The organism is Arthrobacter sp. zg-Y40 (genome assembly GCF_020731535.1).
Classification (GTDB): domain Bacteria; phylum Actinomycetota; class Actinomycetes; order Actinomycetales; family Micrococcaceae; genus Arthrobacter_B.
In genome coordinates, this window is record NZ_JAJFZS010000001.1 from 679,694 (window position 1) to 697,862 (window position 18,169).

General features: G+C 65.9%; 12 protein-coding genes. 3 read left to right on the top strand and 9 right to left on the bottom strand.

The annotated features are described in order from the left end of the window. Window positions 1-121: 121 nt before the first annotated feature. The 6 genes from LJ754_RS03205 to ssd form a co-directional block, all read right to left on the bottom strand. Window positions 122-1,264 carry a hypothetical protein gene (locus LJ754_RS03205; RefSeq protein ID WP_227925353.1) on the bottom strand — a complete coding sequence of 381 codons (1,143 nt, stop codon included), beginning with the start codon at window positions 1,262-1,264 and terminating at the stop codon, window positions 122-124. A gap of 558 nt (window positions 1,265-1,822) precedes the next feature. After that, a complete protein-coding gene (locus tag LJ754_RS16825) occupies window positions 1,823-4,753 on the bottom strand; it encodes an ankyrin repeat domain-containing protein (protein ID WP_331461503.1) in 2,931 nt (976 codons plus the stop codon). Between the two features lie 964 nt (window positions 4,754-5,717). Then, complete coding sequence (locus tag LJ754_RS03215) at window positions 5,718-6,308, bottom strand: type II secretion system F family protein (RefSeq protein ID WP_227925355.1); 591 nt, start codon at window positions 6,306-6,308, stop codon at window positions 5,718-5,720. Then, window positions 6,305-7,132 (bottom strand): hypothetical protein, encoded by an 828-nt coding sequence (locus LJ754_RS03220; RefSeq protein WP_227925357.1) that lies wholly within the window; start codon window positions 7,130-7,132, stop codon window positions 6,305-6,307. The genes LJ754_RS03215 and LJ754_RS03220 overlap by 4 nt, the downstream gene beginning before the upstream one ends. A 40-nt stretch (window positions 7,133-7,172) precedes the next feature. Then, entirely contained in the window at window positions 7,173-8,330 is a 1,158-nt protein-coding gene (locus LJ754_RS03225; protein ID WP_227925359.1) for a TadA family conjugal transfer-associated ATPase, read from the bottom strand. A gap of 83 nt (window positions 8,331-8,413) precedes the next feature. Continuing rightward, the gene (gene ssd, locus LJ754_RS03230) at window positions 8,414-9,676 is read right to left on the bottom strand and encodes a septum site-determining protein Ssd (RefSeq protein ID WP_227925361.1); all 1,263 of its coding nucleotides are present in this window, start codon (window positions 9,674-9,676) and stop codon (window positions 8,414-8,416) included. A 195-nt stretch (window positions 9,677-9,871) separates the two neighbouring features. Here ssd and LJ754_RS03235 point away from each other — a divergent pair, with 195 nt between their 5' ends. Then, window positions 9,872-10,459, top strand: a complete 588-nt coding sequence (locus tag LJ754_RS03235) for a DJ-1/PfpI family protein (RefSeq protein WP_331461500.1) — start codon at window positions 9,872-9,874, stop codon at window positions 10,457-10,459. 93 nt (window positions 10,460-10,552) lie between these two features. After that, complete coding sequence (locus LJ754_RS03240) at window positions 10,553-13,102, top strand: alpha/beta fold hydrolase (RefSeq protein WP_227925364.1); 2,550 nt, start codon at window positions 10,553-10,555, stop codon at window positions 13,100-13,102. Here LJ754_RS03240 and LJ754_RS03245 read toward each other — a convergent pair. Next, window positions 13,053-13,325: a hypothetical protein gene (locus LJ754_RS03245; RefSeq protein ID WP_227912608.1), complete on the bottom strand. Its 273-nt coding sequence runs from the start codon at window positions 13,323-13,325 to the stop codon at window positions 13,053-13,055. The genes LJ754_RS03240 and LJ754_RS03245 overlap by 50 nt on opposite strands. Before the next feature lie 92 nt (window positions 13,326-13,417). Beyond that, window positions 13,418-13,975 carry a DUF4334 domain-containing protein gene (locus tag LJ754_RS03250; RefSeq protein WP_227925365.1) on the bottom strand — a complete coding sequence of 186 codons (558 nt, stop codon included), beginning with the start codon at window positions 13,973-13,975 and terminating at the stop codon, window positions 13,418-13,420. Between the two features lie 76 nt (window positions 13,976-14,051). Between LJ754_RS03250 and LJ754_RS03255 the strand changes: the two genes are divergently transcribed. Continuing rightward, the gene (locus tag LJ754_RS03255; RefSeq protein WP_227925367.1) at window positions 14,052-15,785 is read left to right on the top strand and encodes a bifunctional 3'-5' exonuclease/DNA polymerase; all 1,734 of its coding nucleotides are present in this window, start codon (window positions 14,052-14,054) and stop codon (window positions 15,783-15,785) included. Window positions 15,786-15,841: 56 nt separating this feature from the next. Here LJ754_RS03255 and LJ754_RS03260 read toward each other — a convergent pair whose 3' ends face one another. Then, a complete protein-coding gene (locus LJ754_RS03260) occupies window positions 15,842-17,980 on the bottom strand; it encodes an acyltransferase family protein (protein ID WP_227925369.1) in 2,139 nt (712 codons plus the stop codon). Window positions 17,981-18,169: the final 189 nt, after the last annotated feature.

Here is an 18,169-nt window from a genome sequence, read left to right on the forward strand (position 1 = left end):
ACCCGGCATCGTGCTCAGTGCGATCAGCTGTCTTGCATGAGATGCTCCCCGTCGACAGAAAAGCGCCCCGCCGGGATGATCCTGGCGGGGCGCTGACGCTGGTGCTGTTCTGTCCGGGTACCTAGAGCACCGGTTCCAAGGCCCAGTCGCGCACAGAGCGTCCTTCCAGGAAGCGCCATTCTTCGCGGCACTGGCCGCAGTCGATCCGGTGACTGTGCTCGCGGAATCCCGGGATGTTGTCGTGTTCCTCGACGATTCGTCCATAGCCGCAGGGGCACCGGTACTCAAGGCGTTCCATGTCGCCGCTGCCGGCCCCGTAGCCCCCAACGTCCTCGCGGTGGCTGCTGATTCTCATCGTGCGGATACCAGGGGACGGCTCCATCGTGCCGAGCCACTCCCCAATGGCTGCCCGCGCCGCGTCATACGCTTCGGGGGAGTGCGTCAGCTCGTTGAGCAGGAGCACAAGCTCGTCGGGGGTCTGTGCGATGCGGTGTGCGCTGGTACGGATTCCCTCGGCATAGTCGGTGGCGAAATCACCGATCGGCTCGTCCCGGTCAGCCTGGGCGAGCAGCCACGCGTGGAACGTAGCAGGTTCTTCGACTACAGGCGCCGGCCGGACCCAGGGGTCACCGGCGGGTTCTCCGGCTGCGCACCGGGCAAGGGCAGCCTGGAGGTGCTCGTAGCCTGGCGGGCGGAAGTGGTGGCCCTGCGGCCGGGTCTGTCCCGAGCGCACCATCTTGAACAGATAATCGTGTTCGTTGTCCGGGACACCGATCAAAAGGTTCAGGCTGCTGCCGCCGTCGTATTCGGCGATGGGCAGGCCAAGGGCCGCTGCAGCCCAGATCAGCCGGCCGTTGGACACGTATGCTGCCGGCGTATCGGTCAGGAGAGCTTCCACGGTGTGCTTGAGGGTGTAGCTTCCGACTTCCGGTGTCTCCGTCTTCGCCAGGGGACTGAACATACGCAGGGCCTCAGTGATCAGGGCCAGCTCAATGTAGTCGTTCTCCCCGTCAAAGCTCCAGCTGTTATCCGCGTAGAACCCGCTTTCACCGAGGACGAAGTCGTCCCCGGTTCCACCAATCAGGGGGTGGTCTTCGAGGGTTGCGATCAGCTGCCGGGCACTGACCCGCTCGCCAAGGATCCCCTGGGCAAGAGGCTTCTGCATCTGCCGCAGGGCGGCTGTGTAATTGATTCCCGTGAATTCTGACCAAGCGCGGGCGTCCTGCTGCAGGGCGCGGTTCTGGGAATGGTTGTTGGACGTCATCTCAATCTCTGTTCTGGGCGTTGCAACCCACGCGTACAAGCCCTTTGACATGAGAGAGATCTCGGACCAAAAGGGAGTTTCCACTGGATCGGCAACCGTTGTCCTCAGCGTCTTCGTCGCGTGGGGACTCAGACTCGGAGATGGGCAGACCAGACTGCCCGAGATCAGCATAGCCGGGAGTTCCGGGCATGTCCACGGGTCCTAAGTCCGGAATGACCGGATTGCGCCGGTGACTGGGGAACGCAATCGGCTTCCCAAGGGTGGGCCAGCTCATAGAGTGAACACCGAATCGCCAGAATGGCAGACTTGTCGGCGGCACGGCAGCATGGCCCACACCGTGTACCGGCCGTGGTCATGAATACGCTTTTTATGCTCCACCGCGGCAGCCGTATGGCTCGCCGCCCTGCTTGTTGCGGTGCTCGGCAGCGGCGACGTGCGAGAGCTGCTGTTCTCGCTTATCCCGAACCCGCAGAACTTAGGCAACTTGAAGCTCGGATTACGTGGGCGGGTCAGACGAGTCCCAGCAAGCTCATGACCGGCGAAACGACTTCTGGTCTGTTACTCCGATGAGCTGTAATGTACGCGGCCCCCGGACAGTAAGATGAAGGTGACACCGTCAGCGGCTTTCACAGCCAGTTTCGAAGATCGGAATGCAGAGCGAAAGCGTGCCTCTCCATTTCCCTGGATTGCGAAGCGCAGTCGTTCCCCCTTCCTGAGGGCGCCAATCTCGGCTCCGTTCCAGAAAACGCGAATGAGCAACGGATCAAAGACTCCGCTCTGGTTGGAACGCATGACTTCCACTGCGCTTCTGGGCTCTGCCACGGTACCCAAGGTTGGCGGAACGGCCGAAGCTGCGGCTGCCGGGTTGTCTTTCCTCTGAGTTTCTGGTGGAGAAGAAGGGTTGGAGTACGTCGATTCCGAGCGGTATCGATGTAATAACTCGGCAGTGCTCGTTCGTCCCCGCGATCGGGCATAAAAAAGTGCTGAGTCTCCATCCTGATCTACTGCGTGGAGGTCAGCACCGAGGCGATAGAGTGCGGCAAGACAATTTTCGTGACCGGCGCCAGAAGCCAGCATGAGGGGCGTTACGCCCCCCATTGCCCGCTCGTCTACCCGCGCGCCATTAGCAACTAGAGCCTCGACTCCCTCACACCACCCGCTCGCGGCCGCAACATGGAGGATGGTAGATGGCTGTCCCAAGAGAGTGCTGCGCGCATTCGGATCCGCACCATATTCGAGCAACATCTCGAGAATTTCCGTATTTTGCGGACCCATGGCGTAACTCTGCGCATCGTCCCCGTCGTCATCTGTAGCGTTCGGATCGGCTCCGGCATTTAACAGTGACTGGACCTCATCCACGATTCCGTTCGCGGCCCAGAACATCAGAGGCGTCTTACCGTTGATCAGTTGCGACCCATCCCAGTACGAGGGCGGAACAGTTGACGTATCAGCAACGAAAAGATCAGTGCGTCGCAGCAGTTGTCCGACAGTCCAGTCCGGCGCGGCGAATGCGTGTCCATTGTCTTGGTTATAGAAGGAGATTGCACGGCCGTTCCTATACATCGCAGCTGAATCGGCCCCGGCACGAAGCAAGGTAAGCGCGACCGCGTTATTGAGTGTTTCAGCCGCGATCCTGAGAGGACTTTCATTGATTGTCCCCACCCCGTCTGGCGATGCACCAAGTTGCAACAGCAGCTCAACTACATGGAGCTGGCCAACCTCCGCCGCCATGTACAGCGACGTGTGGTTTTCCTCATCGCTAGCATCGATTTCCGCTCCACAGTCAATGAGCGCCCTCACCAGAACTTGGTCCCCTTGCTGGGCCGCCATCATGAGTGCAGTTCTGCCTTCGAAGCGCCCATCTGCGAGTGCGCCGTTAGTGACGAGTACACGGACTACGTCCGCATAGCCGGTTAAGGTTGCGGCTATGAGGGGGGACTCGTGTCGACCCCGTTGGTTTGCGTCTGCACCCGAATTCAGCAGGACTTGAACTACATTTATGTGTCCGCTTCGTGCTGCGTGCACTAGCGCTGTGTCCCCATCCATGCCTATGACACCAGGGTCTGTGCCTGTTTCCAGTATTCGTCGAACCGCATTTTCGTTTCCGGCCGCGGCTGCTTGCGCAAGGTCGGCTATGGGTTTGTTCGGTTCCTGATGCTTGAACCCGTTGAACGACGCCGTCCCGATTTCGGGAACATCCGGCACCAGCGCCAGTACGGCAGAGCCAGCAACACTAAGCGATCTAACCCCGACGAGTCCCGAAACCTGGACGGGACTAAAACGACTCGTGTCCGTTCCGTCCCCTAGCTTTCCTTGCCAGTTTCCACCCCATGCCCAGACCGTGCCGTCTTGCTTCAGGGCATAAAGCGAACTGTAGTCTGATATCAGGGCTTTCACGTCTGTGAGCCCAATGACCTGGACGGGCTTCGACTGGTTGGCTGTCGTTCCGATACCTAAAGTCCCCTCTGAGTTGTCGCCCCAAGCCCAGACATCGCCGTTCCTGGCCAGTGCCAAGACCGACCGACCCGCTACGACTATTTCCTGGATTGCGGGCAGTCCCTCAACGCGTACACATCTGGATTGGTCGGCTGCGTCGCCGATCCCCAAGAGGCCGGTGATTTGGTGGCCGCTACCGAAAAACCCGGGGCTATCCGAATTTGCGCCCCACGCCCAGACTGATCCGTCCTCGCACACCGCAAATGTCCTACCCCACCCCACCGCGACGGTCGAAACATTACTAAGCCCGCCAACCTGAACTGGATCTTCACGGTCCGAGGTTGATCCGTCTCCTAGCTGTCCACAGTCATTCTTGCCCCATCCCCAGACAGTCCCGTCGAAGCAGATGGCAAATGCCGAATCATCACCCCCCACAATGGATCGGATCTTTGCTGCCTTTGGGAACGTGACCTGCTTTACCTCACCGTCTCCAAGCGGGTCGTCACCAGTGGGGCGCCAGGCTAGTACCGACCCATTCGCACGGATTGCGTACAGTGCAGCCAGCCGGGAACCTAGTCCTTCCACTGGCTTAGTTATGGAAATTATTCCGTCAAGACCTGTAACTGGTTTAGGTGTCGCATAATCAGGAATGATGGGCCATTCCCGTGCTTCCCGGAAAGTGCCCCATGCCCACACTTGACCGTCCGCTTTGAGCGCGTATGTGCTTGTGAAACCTCCACATACTGCTTTAACGTCGCTGATTGTGCTCAAGCGGAGGGGCCGGGATCGTACGAACGAACCACTCCCATCCCCCAACCTCCCTGCGAGGTTAATACCCCACACGAAAAGGTTGCCGTCGGGTGTGATGGCGTAAACAGACGGTGACTTCGTGTCACTATCTGAATAGACGATAACCGAATCTAGTTCCGGCAGATTTGGAATCTCTTGTGGACCCGAATAGTAGGTTTCGCCGGGCATAAACTGGTGATTACTTGTGGAGACCTCTGGGCTCTCCAAGAGGGCTTCGTTGTTCCCCCAAGACCACAACGCCATATTCTGTCTCGCTTCCAACTCAAGCTTCGCATACACCGATTTAGTGCGAGCATATCGGACCCTTGAAGGACGGAAGCGAATCAAGTCTCTGAACCATTCTTCGCCCTCATTGAAAGCCTCTCCTATGAAGTCGCGCTTCAGCAGGTTGGGGTTGGAAAGAGCCCCATGGATCTCCCAGGCATCCAGCTACGGGAATGAGGCTCCGGCTCTTTCGCTTCCCGCGGGTGCGTTACCTGAAAAACGATGCCGGTAAGGTCACTTGGGCGGAGCCCTGGTCGATTGTTTTCACTAACCTGGACACCGTAGTTCCTGAACATCATGGTCAGAAAGTACGGGAGTGGTTCGATACCCGCGCGAGTATGCATTAGTCCGACCATAGCGGCGAGGGTGGCAATGGCATATTCCGCGGTGGCCATCCCCGCCTCCCGGTCCGTCCACGCGGGAACAGCCGAACCAGACGAAAGAGACGGATGAGGCGACGGATTCGGAGCGGCCGGAGCATCAGCGGGCTTCATAAGCGAAAGCGGGCGGCTGGGAGCTGCCGGCGGGGTGGACAGAAGGTACACGCCGTGGCGTCCGTCGGACTCCGGATTGCTGCAGCGGGAGCCGGAGCGTGCACCGGGCGCCGGGCGCACGTTCGCTCCTGCCCGGCCCGCAGCATCCGGGGCCAACCGTTCTTGCCGCAGCGGTCCGGACACTGGCAACCGTGATGCGGGCAGCGGCAAACGGTGCGGGGCTTGGGGCAAGCGGTGCATAGCGGGCGGGATCAGCGGTGCGGCCAGCGGTTTCGGCGGTGCGACCGGCGGATTCAGTGTCATGGTGCGTTCCTCCTGCTTGGAGTTCCGTGGAACTTCGATCCTGCCTTCCGGCGTCGTGCGCCGCCGGAGCCCGCGTCCCGCACAAGGACAACGGCTCCCCGATTGCCTGCTGTGGAGGAAGGAAAGCAGCGTTCGAGGAAGGACGGTTATTGCCACCCCGGGACCAGGGACAGCAGGAGCGGCACCACGGTCAGGGCGACGAAGGCGGGCAGGGAACACAGGCCCAACGGCACGACCAGCCGGACCCCGAGTGTGGCGGCACGCCGTTTGCTTTCCGCCCGGCGCCGGCGGCGCATGGCATCAGCGTGGGAATGGATGACGGCCGCCGACGGTGCCCCCGTTGTCGCGGTGAAGCGCAGTGCGGGCCCGAGGGCAAGGAAGGCCGCCGATACCGGTTCCGTCCCGGTTCCGGCTGGTCCTGCCTCCTCGCTGCAGGCAAGCTGCCATGCGGTCTCCCACGGAGCCCCGAGGCTGGAGGCACCCAGCAGGCGGCCAAGGCACCGTGCGGTGGAAGCGTCCACACCTTCGGCGACTATCGCCAGGGCGGAGGACAACGGTTGTCCGGCTTTGAGCATCGCCGCCACCAAATCCAGCATTAGGGCCGGATCACTGACACCCGCCTCCGTGTTCGGCTGGGCGGCACTCGGGCCTGGGCCGATGCCCGGCAAGCCCCTTCCGGGCGCCAGGAGCAGGACTGCGGCAGCGGCCAGAAGGACGAACACTGCCAGTCCGTTCATCGCTGGTCCGCCGGTTCCGCCGGGTCGGCCGCCCTTCGCACTATCCAGCCCGACCATAAGTACCCGGCCAGCCACAAACCACAGCCAGAACCCGCCGCGACCCATCCAAGCGGCGTCCCCGCCAGTATCTGCAGCGGATTGCCGCCCAACAGATAACCAAGTCCCATCCCGCCGGCCGGCAACCAGGTCAGCAACCGGACCGTAGCCCGCGGTCCGGCCAACGCCGCTGCCCGGTCCGCGGCAGCATCCCGGGAATCGTCCAACTGCCCTGCGTAGCGCATCAGGACGGCGGCCAGCGGGGCACCGCTGCGTTCGGACACCCGAACGCAGGTGGCCAGGCCGGCCCATAGCAACCCGACCTGCCCGGCCCTGTCCAGCCGGCCGCCTGCCGGCGGCCGGTCCGCAGTGCCGGCTTTCCGTCCGGCCGGCCACGGTCCCGCGCTGCGCCGTCCGCTGTCCCGCACAGCAGCGTCAGCGAAGACGGCAACCGGACTCAAACCGAGGGCTGCTGCTGCCCCGGCGGCCTGGAGCACCGGCAGGAAAGGATGTATCCGGCCGCCGGCCGCGTTTTTCGCGGTGTACAAGGAGGCAGCGTCAGCCCATACACGCTGCGCGGACCGTCCCGCTGATAACAGTCCTGCAAGCTCACGGACAAGCAGTGCCGGAGCATCCGGGTCCGGGTCCGCCGTCCGGGCGCGCTGCAACCGCACGGCCGAACCGTGAAGAGGCTTGCCTTCAAGAACCTCCCGGACCGGCTCCGGCCACCTGCCCCATACGAGGAAGGCGGCCCCGGACAGCAGCACGGCAAGGGTCAGTCCGGTCACGGCCGCACTTCCGGATGCCGGGTCCGGCGCGCTCCGGGCATCAGCAGGCACCGCCGGCCAAGCGGTCCGCCAGCCGCTGCTGCAACTGCTCCCACGCTTTGTCCTGCCGGTATTCCCCGCCTGCGCGGACAAGCGCCGGAACAGCCTTCAGCACACCGTCCTCCAGCGCCAGTACCGCTACCTCGGACACCACGCGGAGACCGGTTTCCCGTTTCAGGTGGATGATGACGTCCAGGGCCGCGGCTGCCTGCAGGGCTACCGCCTCCGGCGTCATGCTGGCCAGAGCACCGAGGGCGGCCAGCCGGGCAGGCACATCCGCAGCCGAATTGGCATGGATGGTTCCGCCCGCCCCGTCGTGGCCGGTGTTGAGGGCGGCCAGCAGCTCCCGGACTTCCGCGCCCCGGCATTCGCCCACCACCAGCCGGTCCGGCCGCATGCGCAGGGCCTGGCGGACCAGTTCCGCCTGCTCCAGCACCCCGCTGCCTTCCACGTTGCCGTGTCTGCTCTGCAGGCCAACCACGTGAGGGTGCAGCGGAGCCAGCTCCGCGGCGTCTTCCACGAGCACCAGCCGTTCCTGTGCTCCGCTGAGGGCCAGCAGCGTGGAGAGCAGGGTGGTCTTGCCGGAACCGGTGGCCCCACTGACAAGGAAGTTCAACCGGCGCCGCACAATTTCCCGAAGCACCGCTTCACACCGGCCGTCCATGGTGCCGCCGCGGCCCAGCTCAGCCAGCGTGAAGGCGCGGTTACGGTGGATCCGGATGGAGAGCAGGGTTGACCCCGTGGAGACAGGCTGAAGTACCGCGTGAACCCGGTAACCCTGCAATTGGACGTCAACGCAGGGGCACGAGGCGTCCAGTCTCCGTCCCCCCGCGGCAACCAGTCGGGTGGCGAGTGCCAGCACATCGGAGTCTGCGGCAAAGCGAACCCCGGTCAGCTCCAGCCCGTGTCCGGCGTCCACCCACACCCGGTCCGGGCCGTTGACCAGGATGTCACTGACGTCCGGCAGCATAGCCAGGGGCTGCAGCGGCCCAAGGCCTTGGAGCTCGGCGCGGACCCGGTCCACAGCCTGCAGGGTTCCCTCCGATCCCAGCAGCCGGCCGCTGGCTTGGACCGCCTCCGCCAGCCGTGCCCCGGTGACCGGTTCCGGATGCGCCAGGATCCGGTCCCGCACGCGGCTGAGCAACGGATCCGGACCCACCGGGACCGCTGTGCCGGGGAATGCAGCACCTGGGAACGCCCTGCCCGGAAAGGCAGCAGAGCGGCCTCCGCTACTCCCGGGACTCACGCGGCCCTCCCGGCCATCAAGGTTTCCGCGAGGATCCGCCGCGACGCCACGGCGATCCTGCGCCGGGCCGGGCCGGCCAGGATGCGCCCATTCTCCGCGGCCTGCTCCATGCCCCGCTGGAACGGCAGGTAACCGGCCAATGGGTACCCTGTGGCTTCGGCTACCCGCTGTTCGTCCCACCCGTCCGCGAGCGGTCCGCGCACCACCACCTGCACCGGCGTCCCGGCCAAATCCGGCTGCAGCGACCGCGCCGCGAGGATGCCGCCGGCGCGTCCAGGAACCACCAGCAACACCTGGTCACAGAAGGGAAGCAGGAATTCCAGGCCCGTGGAGCGGCCCAGGTCCAACACGGTTACGCCGTATCCCCGACGGGCCGCATCCATAACGGCCAGGACAACGCCGCCGTCCCTGGACGGTTCGCCGTTGCCGCGGGCGAGCAGCGAAAACCCTGCCACCGCAGGCAGCCCGGCAGCCAGCTGGACGGGGTTGAGGGTCCCGCTCAGCCCTGCAAGGTCCGGCCAGCGGATGCCCTCCGCCTCAGCGGTCCCCAATCCCCACTCCAATCCGGCTCCCCAGTGGTCTCCATCGATCAGAAGGACCGATTCGCCGGCTTCCGCAGCCGCGGAGCTGATCCAGCAGGACGTGGTGGACGCCCCTGCACCGCCGCAGCCACCCAACACCCCTACGACCAGACCGCCGGGGCCTGCCCTGCCCCGGCCCAAATAGCCGGCAAGCCAGGCTGCTGCGGCAGGCAGGATCGCAACGCGTGCCGCGGCGCTCCCGGCGGCGGCCTCCCAGACCTGGGTATCCGCTGCCAGTCCGACCACAATAATTTCCGCTTTCCCTGCTCCGGAGGGGAAGGCTGCACCGAATCCGGCACCGGAGCTGTTTCCGGAATTCCGCAGGTAGTCGGATCCCACGAGCACCGCATCCGGCTGCAGGGCCACGGCAGCCGGGACACTGCCGGCCGTGGTGATCTCCACCCCGGCCGCCGCAGCCAAGCGGGCCACCTCGTCCTGCAGTTCCTGGTCCCCGGACACCAGCACCACCGGACCGCGTTCCCGGGCAATGGCTCCGCGCAGCCGCCTGCCCCGCCTCCCGGCAGATGCCGGCCTCAGCCTGCTCCGTCCCGTTGCGGCCTCCGCCGTTGCGGCCTCCGCCGTTGGGAAGTCCGCCGTTGGGAAGTCCGGTGCTGAGATGCCCGCCTCTGAGATGCCCGCCCCTGAGAAGTCCTGAGCCAAGCCGTGATCCTTTTCCATGGCACCCACCGTGCCAGTCCCGGTTCCTGCCCGGGGGCGAGGCACCGGCCGGGCAGCCAGACCCGGTCCCGGTTCCGGATGTGGAGGAAGAGAGGGACCAGGTTCCGGTTCCGGGAACCGCCGCAGGCCGCCGGAACCTGCCCCGGCGCTGTGTCGTTCCCTGCTTTCACCGGCGGCACTGGCAGGATGACCGGCATGAAGCACATCGGCATACTGCTCTTTGACGGCGTGGAAGAACTCGACGCCGTCGGTCCGTGGGAAGTCCTGGCCTACTGGACCCAGGTCTTCCCCGAAGACGGATACGACGTCGTCCTGCTGTCCGCCGACGGTACCCCGGTCGCTGCGGTCAAGGGCATGCTTCTGACGCCGCAGCTCTCCGCGGCTGAAGCCCCGCACTTTGAGGTGTTCCTGCACCCCGGCGGACACGGCACCCGGGCGCTGGCAGCGGATCCGGAGCACTTGGATTGGATGCGCGCCCTGCGGGCCGATGTCCCCCTGATGGCCAGTGTATGTACCGGAAGCCTGGTTTACGCCGCTGCCGGCCTGCTTTCCGGCCGCCCGGCAACGACCTACTGGGATGCACTGGACCGGCTCGCGGCATGGGATTCCAGCATCGAAATCCGGTCCGAGGACCGCTGGGTGGACGACGGCGACGTGGTCACCAGTGCCGGGGTCAGCGCCGGCATTGACATGGCCCTGCACCTGGTCCGCCGGCTGGCCGGAGAAGAACGGGCCAAACAGGTTCGGCGCGGAATCCAATACGATCCCGAACCTCCCGTGTAGGAAATCCCTACCCGGAATCCTGCACGAAATGTCCGCCGGCGGCGGTAGGGTCGGCGCAGGCAGAGGACCCCGCGGACAAGGAAACGGATCACCATGGCACCCGAAAACTCCACGCACTATCCATCCGGCCCGGAACACCTGGACGTGCTGATCATCGGTGCCGGCCTCAGCGGCATCGGCGCGGCCTGCCGCCTTCGCCATGACCATCCCGGCCGCTCCGTGGCCCTGCTCGAATCCCGGAGCCGGGCCGGCGGGACCTGGGACCTGTTCCGCTACCCGGGGATCCGGTCCGACTCGGACCTGTATACCTTTGGCTACGACTTCCGCCCCTGGCGGGATGAGAAAGCCATAGCCGACGGGCCGAGCATCCTGAGCTACCTCAAAGAGACAGCGGCCGAATACGGCGTCGACACCCTGATCCGCTACCACCAGCGGGTGGTAGCGGCGGACTGGTCCAGCGCCGATGCACGGTGGAACGTGACGGTGGAGATGATGCGGACACCGGAACCAGGTCCCGACGGCACCCGGCCCGAACCGGTGGGGACCGGGGAACTCCTGCACCTGAGCGCCCGCTGGATCTTCAATGCCGCCGGCTATTACCGCTACGACAAGGGATACACGCCGGACCTTCCCGGCAGCGAAGATTACCGCGGCCGGATTGTGCATCCGCAGCACTGGCCGGAGGACCTGGACCCGGCCGGAAAGCGGATCGCCGTGATCGGCAGCGGCGCCACCGCGGTCACGCTTGTACCGGCGCTGGCCACGCTCGGAGCAGAGGTCACCATGGTCCAACGGACCCCCACCTACATCCTGCCCATACCGGCGGAGGACCCCATTGCCCGCCGGCTGCGCGGCGTCGTTGGCCCTGAGCGCACCGGCCGGATCATGGCCGAGATCAGTGCCCGCCGGCAACGGGCTATTTGGGCGTTCTGCCAGCGCTGGCCAAACCTGGCCCGGAAGGCCATCCGCAAAATCCAGTCCCGGGTAGTGCCGCCGGGGTTCGATCTGGACACCCACCTGAACCCGCCCTACCAACCCTGGGACCAGCGGCTTTGCGCAGTGCCGGACGGCGACTTCTTCGCCGCCCTGCGCGGCGGCCACGCTGCGCTGGTGACCGGGCAGCTCACCGGATTCACGGAACACGGACTCCGGCTGGCATGGGGCGAAGAGGTGGAGGCCGACGTCGTCGTGACCGCCACCGGGTTCACCATCCAGGTTCTGGGCGGCATGGAACTGCGCCTGGACGGTGCCCCAGTGCACCTGCCCGAGCATGTGGCCTACCGCGGAGTGATGCTCAGCGGCATCCCCAACATGGCCTTCGCCATCGGTTACACCAATGCGGCCTGGACCCTGAAGGTGGGGTTGCTGACCCAGTGGTTCTCCCGTCTGCTGACGTCCATGGACCGGCACGGTTACACCGCGGCGGTTCCGGTGGCGCCGGAAGCGCTCCAAACGCGCCCGCTCCTGGATTTCGGGGCCGGCTATGTCCAGCGCAGCCTGGCGTCCCTGCCGCGTCAGGGCACGCAGGCACCGTGGCTGATGACCATGAACTTCCTGGCGGACCGCCGGGACCTGCAGAACGGCGTCTTGGCGGACGAACACCTGTGTTTTACGGGTCCGGAACGCCCGGGCGCCGAAGCCGGTCCGGGTGCGGACCGTTTTGCCACCCTCGCCTCCGGGGTGCGCCTGTGCTTCCGCGTGGACGGCCCGGAGGATGGTGAGCCGGTAGTCCTGGTTTCCGGTCTCGGGCTGGACCTGACCGCCTGGCCCGCGGCGCTCGTGGACGGGCTGGCAGCGTCTGGCTACCGGGTGATCCGCCTGGATAACCGGGATGCCGGACGTTCCACCCGAATGGACACCCCTGTGCCGACCCTGCTGCATCAGGCGCTCGCCCGGCCCATGCCCGGCGCCTACCGGATCGAGGACATGGCCGACGACGTCGCCGGGCTGCTGGACCACCTCCAGGTGGCCCGGGCACACGTGACGGGGATGTCACTGGGCGGGATGATTGCCCAGTCTTTCGCGGCCCGCCATCCGGCGCGGACCCTGACCCTGACCTCCCTGATTTCGACCACGGGCGCACCCAAGGTCGGTGCCGCGGCGCTGTCCACCAAGGTCCGGTTCGCACAGCGCCCACCCCGCACCCGGGAGGAGTTCGTCCGCGCCCAGGTGGGAATGATGCGGCACCTGTCCGGCCGGGCCAATCCGGCCGATCCCGCCGTCGAGGGCCCGCTGGCCGCCCTGGCATGGGAGCGGGGTGCCTACCCGGACAGCGGGCACGCCCGGGCCCGGCAACTGGGCGCAATCCACGCCTCGCAGGACCGCACCGCCGACCTGGCCGGAATCGGGGTGCCCACACTGGTGATCCACGGCGACCGGGACCCTATTGTGCATCCCAGCGGTGGCCTGGCCACGGCGGCGGCGATCCCGGGTGCACGCCACGTGACCATGCCCGGCATGGGGCATTACTTCCATGCCGCCGCGGTGCCGGAACTGCTGCAGCTGATCACCGGGCACCTCCGCGCCGCCAGCCCGACGGCGCCGTCCCCGGAGCCGCTCCCGGACCCGTCACCGGAGGCGCTTTCTGAGGTTTCTACTGAGGTTCCTGCTGGCCCATCCCGGGTGAAACCGGCACAGCATTGATCTTGGAGTTGGCCGGCAGTTTCCGGACGCGGGAAAAGCCCTTGGCATCGAGGTGGTTCTTCTCCCGGAAAACGGCCACGGCGTCGTCGTAGGCCTCGTTCACCCGGGCGCCTGTGCAGATCTCGGCGGAACCGTCGTTGAAGATGATGCGGATGGCCGCGGAGCGCGGAAAGTGCCGGTCCATCCGAATGAAGCCGTCATTGTCCTGCTGAAGAGTGATCAAGGGATTCCGTCCTGCGTATAAGGTGACAGTCCAGTCTGCCCTATCGGACATGCGCCCGATGCCGCCGCACGGCATCAGCCGGCCCGGAGCGGCTAGCCGCTTCTTCGAAGGGTGAACATAAAGGGGCCCTGCGGGCCGCGGTAGTCCATGGCGCCCAGGAGTGTGTTCCCACTGACTCGCCGGAACGAATCGATGATGGGCTGCGAGTCGTAAACCATGGCCGCGGAAAGTACGCCGCGGTACTCCACCATCCGCAGGCGGGCCCGTGGTTTCCGCGTCCGGACCAGCTGCAGGAGGGGGCGGAGTGCGCGGCCCGCCGCCGGCTGGCGCAGCAGGGGCCCCAGCCGCAGCACCGTGCCCAGCGGCACGAACCAGGGGTTGACGTCGAACGGCCCGCCGTCGCCGCCGGCAAACAGCAGAGGGTGGGCGTCGTCAGGCCCGTCGAACTGCTTGCCGTACCAGCCGAGCCGGGTCAGGACGCCGTCGAGGGGGTGCGACGTCGGCACCTCCGCTCCCTGCCAGGACCCCGTAAGCTCCTGAACCCGCACCGGCGGCAGGGAATCAAAAAACCCGAGGGCCTGCGCCGGAGTGGTTCCACCGCTGAGTTCCCGGAGCATTAAATCCGGTCCATCGATCCGTGGTTCGCCCATCCGGTAAGACTAGCCTTCGGGGCTCCGCCCGGACACGGCGGACCGGTGCTGCACCGATCCGGGTGAGAATAGAGGCATGTACATCGTCCTCGCGCCCGGCACCGGTGTCGACTGGGCGGATGGGCCGGCCGGCTCCTGGACGCTGCAGGAAACCGACGACGCCGGCGTTCCCGCGGCTCCCGCCGTCGTTGTGCCGTTCGCGGACCTGCCCGCCGCGGTGCGGCACTTCGACCAGGCACACCGCGGCTCGGCACCGGTGCGCTGGGTCTGGGAATCGGCCCGAGGCGTCTATGGCCGGATGCTGGCGGCCGGAATCACGGTGGAACGGTGCCATGACCTGGCCCTCGTACGCGGCATCCTCCGTTATGCCGAATCCGTACCGGCAACCCCTTACACGGAGAAGCTCCGGACACAGGCGCCGGATGAGGATCCCGTACCGCGGCAGCTGTTGCCCGTACAGGCCTCGCCGGACCAGACCTCCATCTTCGACACGCTCGAAGCTCCCGACGGCGCCGCGGCCGGGAGCGCCCACAGCACTGCCGGCGAACTGGCGGCGGAATTGGCCGACCAGTTGGACGCAGTCGCGCGGTCCTCGTCCCCGGCCAGGCTGAACCTGCTGGCCGCGGCAGAGTCCACCGGCGGAATGATCGCAGTGGAGATGGAAAGCTCGGGGATACCGTGGCGGCGGGACATCCACGAAGCGATGCTCCAAGATGTGCTCGGTCCGCGGCCGCGGGAAGGAGCACGGCCGGAACGTCTTGAACAACTCGCGGCAGAGCTGCGCCGGCTGCTGGGCAACCCCGGTTTCAACCCCGATTCGCCCCAGGAGCTGCTAAGGGCCCTGCACCGGGCCGGCATAGAAGTACGCAGCACGCGTTCCTGGGAATTGGAGCAGCATCATCATCCGGCGATCGAACCGCTGCTGGAGTACAAAAAACTGTCCCGTCTCCTCACCGCCAACGGCTGGACCTGGCTGGATAACTGGGTTCGGGATGGCCGGTTCCGGCCCGAGTACGTGGTGGGCGGTGTCGTCTCCGGCCGCTGGGCTTCCCGCGGCGGCGGTGCCCTGCAGATTCCCAAGACGGTCCGCGATGCGGTCCGTCCGGACCCCGGGCACCGGCTGGTAGTGGCAGACGCTGCCCAGCTGGAACCGCGGGTGCTGGCGGCGCTCGGGCAGGATTCCGCCCTGGCGGCAGCAGCCCGCGGCAAGGACCTGTATCAGGGCATTGCCGACCAGAACTTCAACGGGGACCGGGCACAGGCGAAGATGGCGATGCTCGGCGCCATGTACGGGGCCACCTCGGGCGAAGCCGGACGGTTGATGCCGGCGCTGACCCGCTCCTACCCGCGCGCCATCGAGGTGGTTGAACGCGGTGCTCGCGCCGGTGAAGCGGGGCGGACGGTCAGCAGCCATTTGGGCCGGAGTTCGCCGCCGGTTTCCGACCGCTGGCTGCGCGCCCAGCAGAGTACCAACGCCGAAGAACAGCGCCGCGCTGACTCGCTCGCCCGTTCCCAGGGCCGGTTCACCCGCAACTTCGTGGTCCAGGCCACGGCGGCGGAATGGGCCTTGTGCTGGTTAGCGGAGATCCGGCGCCGGCTGCGTGCAGCTTCGGCCCAGGCCCCGGCCGGCGACCTGGTCTTTTTCCTGCACGATGAAGTGATGCTGCATGTGCCGGTTCCCCGCGTCGATGAGGTCACCGCACTGGTGTCCGACGCCGCGGCTGCCGCCACCCGGCTGCTCTTCGGTTCCATTCCGCTGGAATTCCCCGTGCTGGTCACCGCCGTCGGTTCCTACGCTGACGCCAAATAGCGGCCCGGCCGGCATTCACTTCACCGCAGGCCAGCTGCCGGCACCGCTTTCCGGACCTAGTCCAGCTCTTTTCCAAGTGCCGGGGCCATGGTCCGGGCAAAGGTCGAGTTGAGATGGGTTGCATCGTAGTACACGGCCACCCCGCCCACGGCTGCATAACAGTCGTGCAGATCGCAGAAGTAGTCGGTGAAGTCCAACAGGCGGATCATGTCACTGTCCATTCGCTCAGCAGCACGGGAAACCGGGTTCATCGCCATTGCTTCCTCCCTCGGGACGGCGCAATCCGCCGGCGTGGCGGCATGCCGGACAATGCAGTCGCCATCACGGACCGAAGCGTTCAGCGGCGGATCAATGATCGGAAACACCGTTGTCCCGGCATCAGTCCACCGCTGCCAGACCCGCATGAGTCCGTCTTCGAACTGGTCGTCCTGTCCTCGTCCCGTTCCGTCGTCAATGAACTCCTGTTCGGCGTACATGCTCACAAAAACCTTTGCGGGCCGATCCGCTTCGATGGCATCGACAGTGAGCCGGGACCAGCGGGCGCATTTGTCCCTGTCGATCTGGTCGAGGATGCCCCCGTTGAAGGACACCAGAGGGACCCCGTCGAGAAGAGGGCACCCGCCGAGAGTGGTCCATTTGGCGTTCCACCCCCGTTCTTCGGCGAGGGCCAGGACCGTTGCGATCCAGTGCTGGGCATGGGAGTCACCCGCGATCCACACCGTCTCGGCGTCCGGATCCCCGTCCGAGAAGTCGCAGGACGATGGCCCGCCCCCTTCCAGGAGACGGTCCGGGACCTTCCCGCACCGTTCCGGCACGTGCCAGTATCCGTTGTCATCGCTCATATCCGGAACGGCCACCGGGATGGCGAATGGATCTCCGCAGTCGCGGTTGCCGACGGCGGCCGTACCGTAGCAAGGCCCGGCAGCACCGGCTGCCGCCAATTCGATGGCCTGGCTTTCCTTTAGCTGTCCGGCCCCGGCCACAAGACAGGCAACCGCTGCGACCACCGCCATACCGGCCACCGGACGGCGGAACCCGTTTCCCTTCACCAGCTGACGCCGGCCGCCTCGACGGACGATCCACCGGTCCTCCACCCACTGCTTCGTTGCCCAGGCGAGCAGCAGGGAGAGAACCAGGATCGCAAGCTTGTGGGGGCCGGTTGGCACTTCTCCCAAGACAAAGGGAGCGGCAACAATGAGCGGCCAGTGCCAGAGATAGAGGGAATAGGAGATTTTGCCAAGGAACTGCACCGGGGGGAGCGCCGTGACCCGGCTGTGCTGCAGGCGCCCGGCACCGGTTCCCGCCACAATCACCAACGCGGTTCCTGCCACCGGCACTACGGCGGTCCAACCGGGGAAGGCAGTTTCGGGGCCGTTGGTCAGCGCGCTGGCAATGATCATGGCGAAACCGGTCACGGCCAGGACGTTGCGCGCCGGCCGCCCCATCCCGCGGACTCCGGCGAGGGCAACCACGGCGCCGGCCGCAAACTCCCAGACCCGTACGGGAGTGACGAAATACGCCTGCTCCGGCCGGGTCTGCGTCATATAGATGCTTCCGGCAAAAGACACCGCTGCTGCAAGCACAACAACCGCCAGCAGCATCCGGTCCGGAGCCGACCTCACCCGGCGGGAAACGGCGGCAACGAGAACCAGTGCAAGCGGCCAGAACAGGTAGAACTGCTCTTCCACGGAGAGCGACCAGTAATGCTGCACGGCGGATGCGGATTCCGTCATGGCGGAGTAGTCGACGCTTTTGGCCGCGAGCAGCCAGTTCTCTGCATAGAAGACGCTTGCCAGCACCTCCTTGGCGGTGGCACCCCACCGGGGATAGGGCAGGAACAGCACCGCCAGAAGCATTGCGGCTCCGAGGACCAGGAATGCTGCTGGAAAGAGCCTGCGTGCCCGCCGCGAGTAGAAGGCAGCGAGGCGGACTCTTCCCGACGCTTGGATTTCCCGGAACAGATGGGAGGAAATAAGGAATCCGGAAATGACAAAAAAGACATCCACGCCCACAAACCCGCCCGGAAGTGCGGCCGGCCAGAGGTGGTTTGCCACCACCAGGCCAACCGCCACGGCCCGCAGCGCCTGGATGTCGGTACGAAACCGGCCCGGCGTCGGCTCTACCGGACGCACCCCGCCTGACCAGTGGCGGGCAGCCGGAACCACCCCTACTGCCAGCAGACTGACATTGGCCACCAGTTGTTCCCCCCACAAACACGCCGCCGGCACTTGTTCCGCGCCCACAAGCCGCAACGAAGACACCCCGTGCACTATCCGCTGCTGCCCCTGGGGGCGGAGGGAGCTGTGTGTCCGGGCACACCGCAACATGGGCGGCGCAACGGATACTCTATACCGCTCAACGGGCCTTCGGCCGTTTCGGGTCGG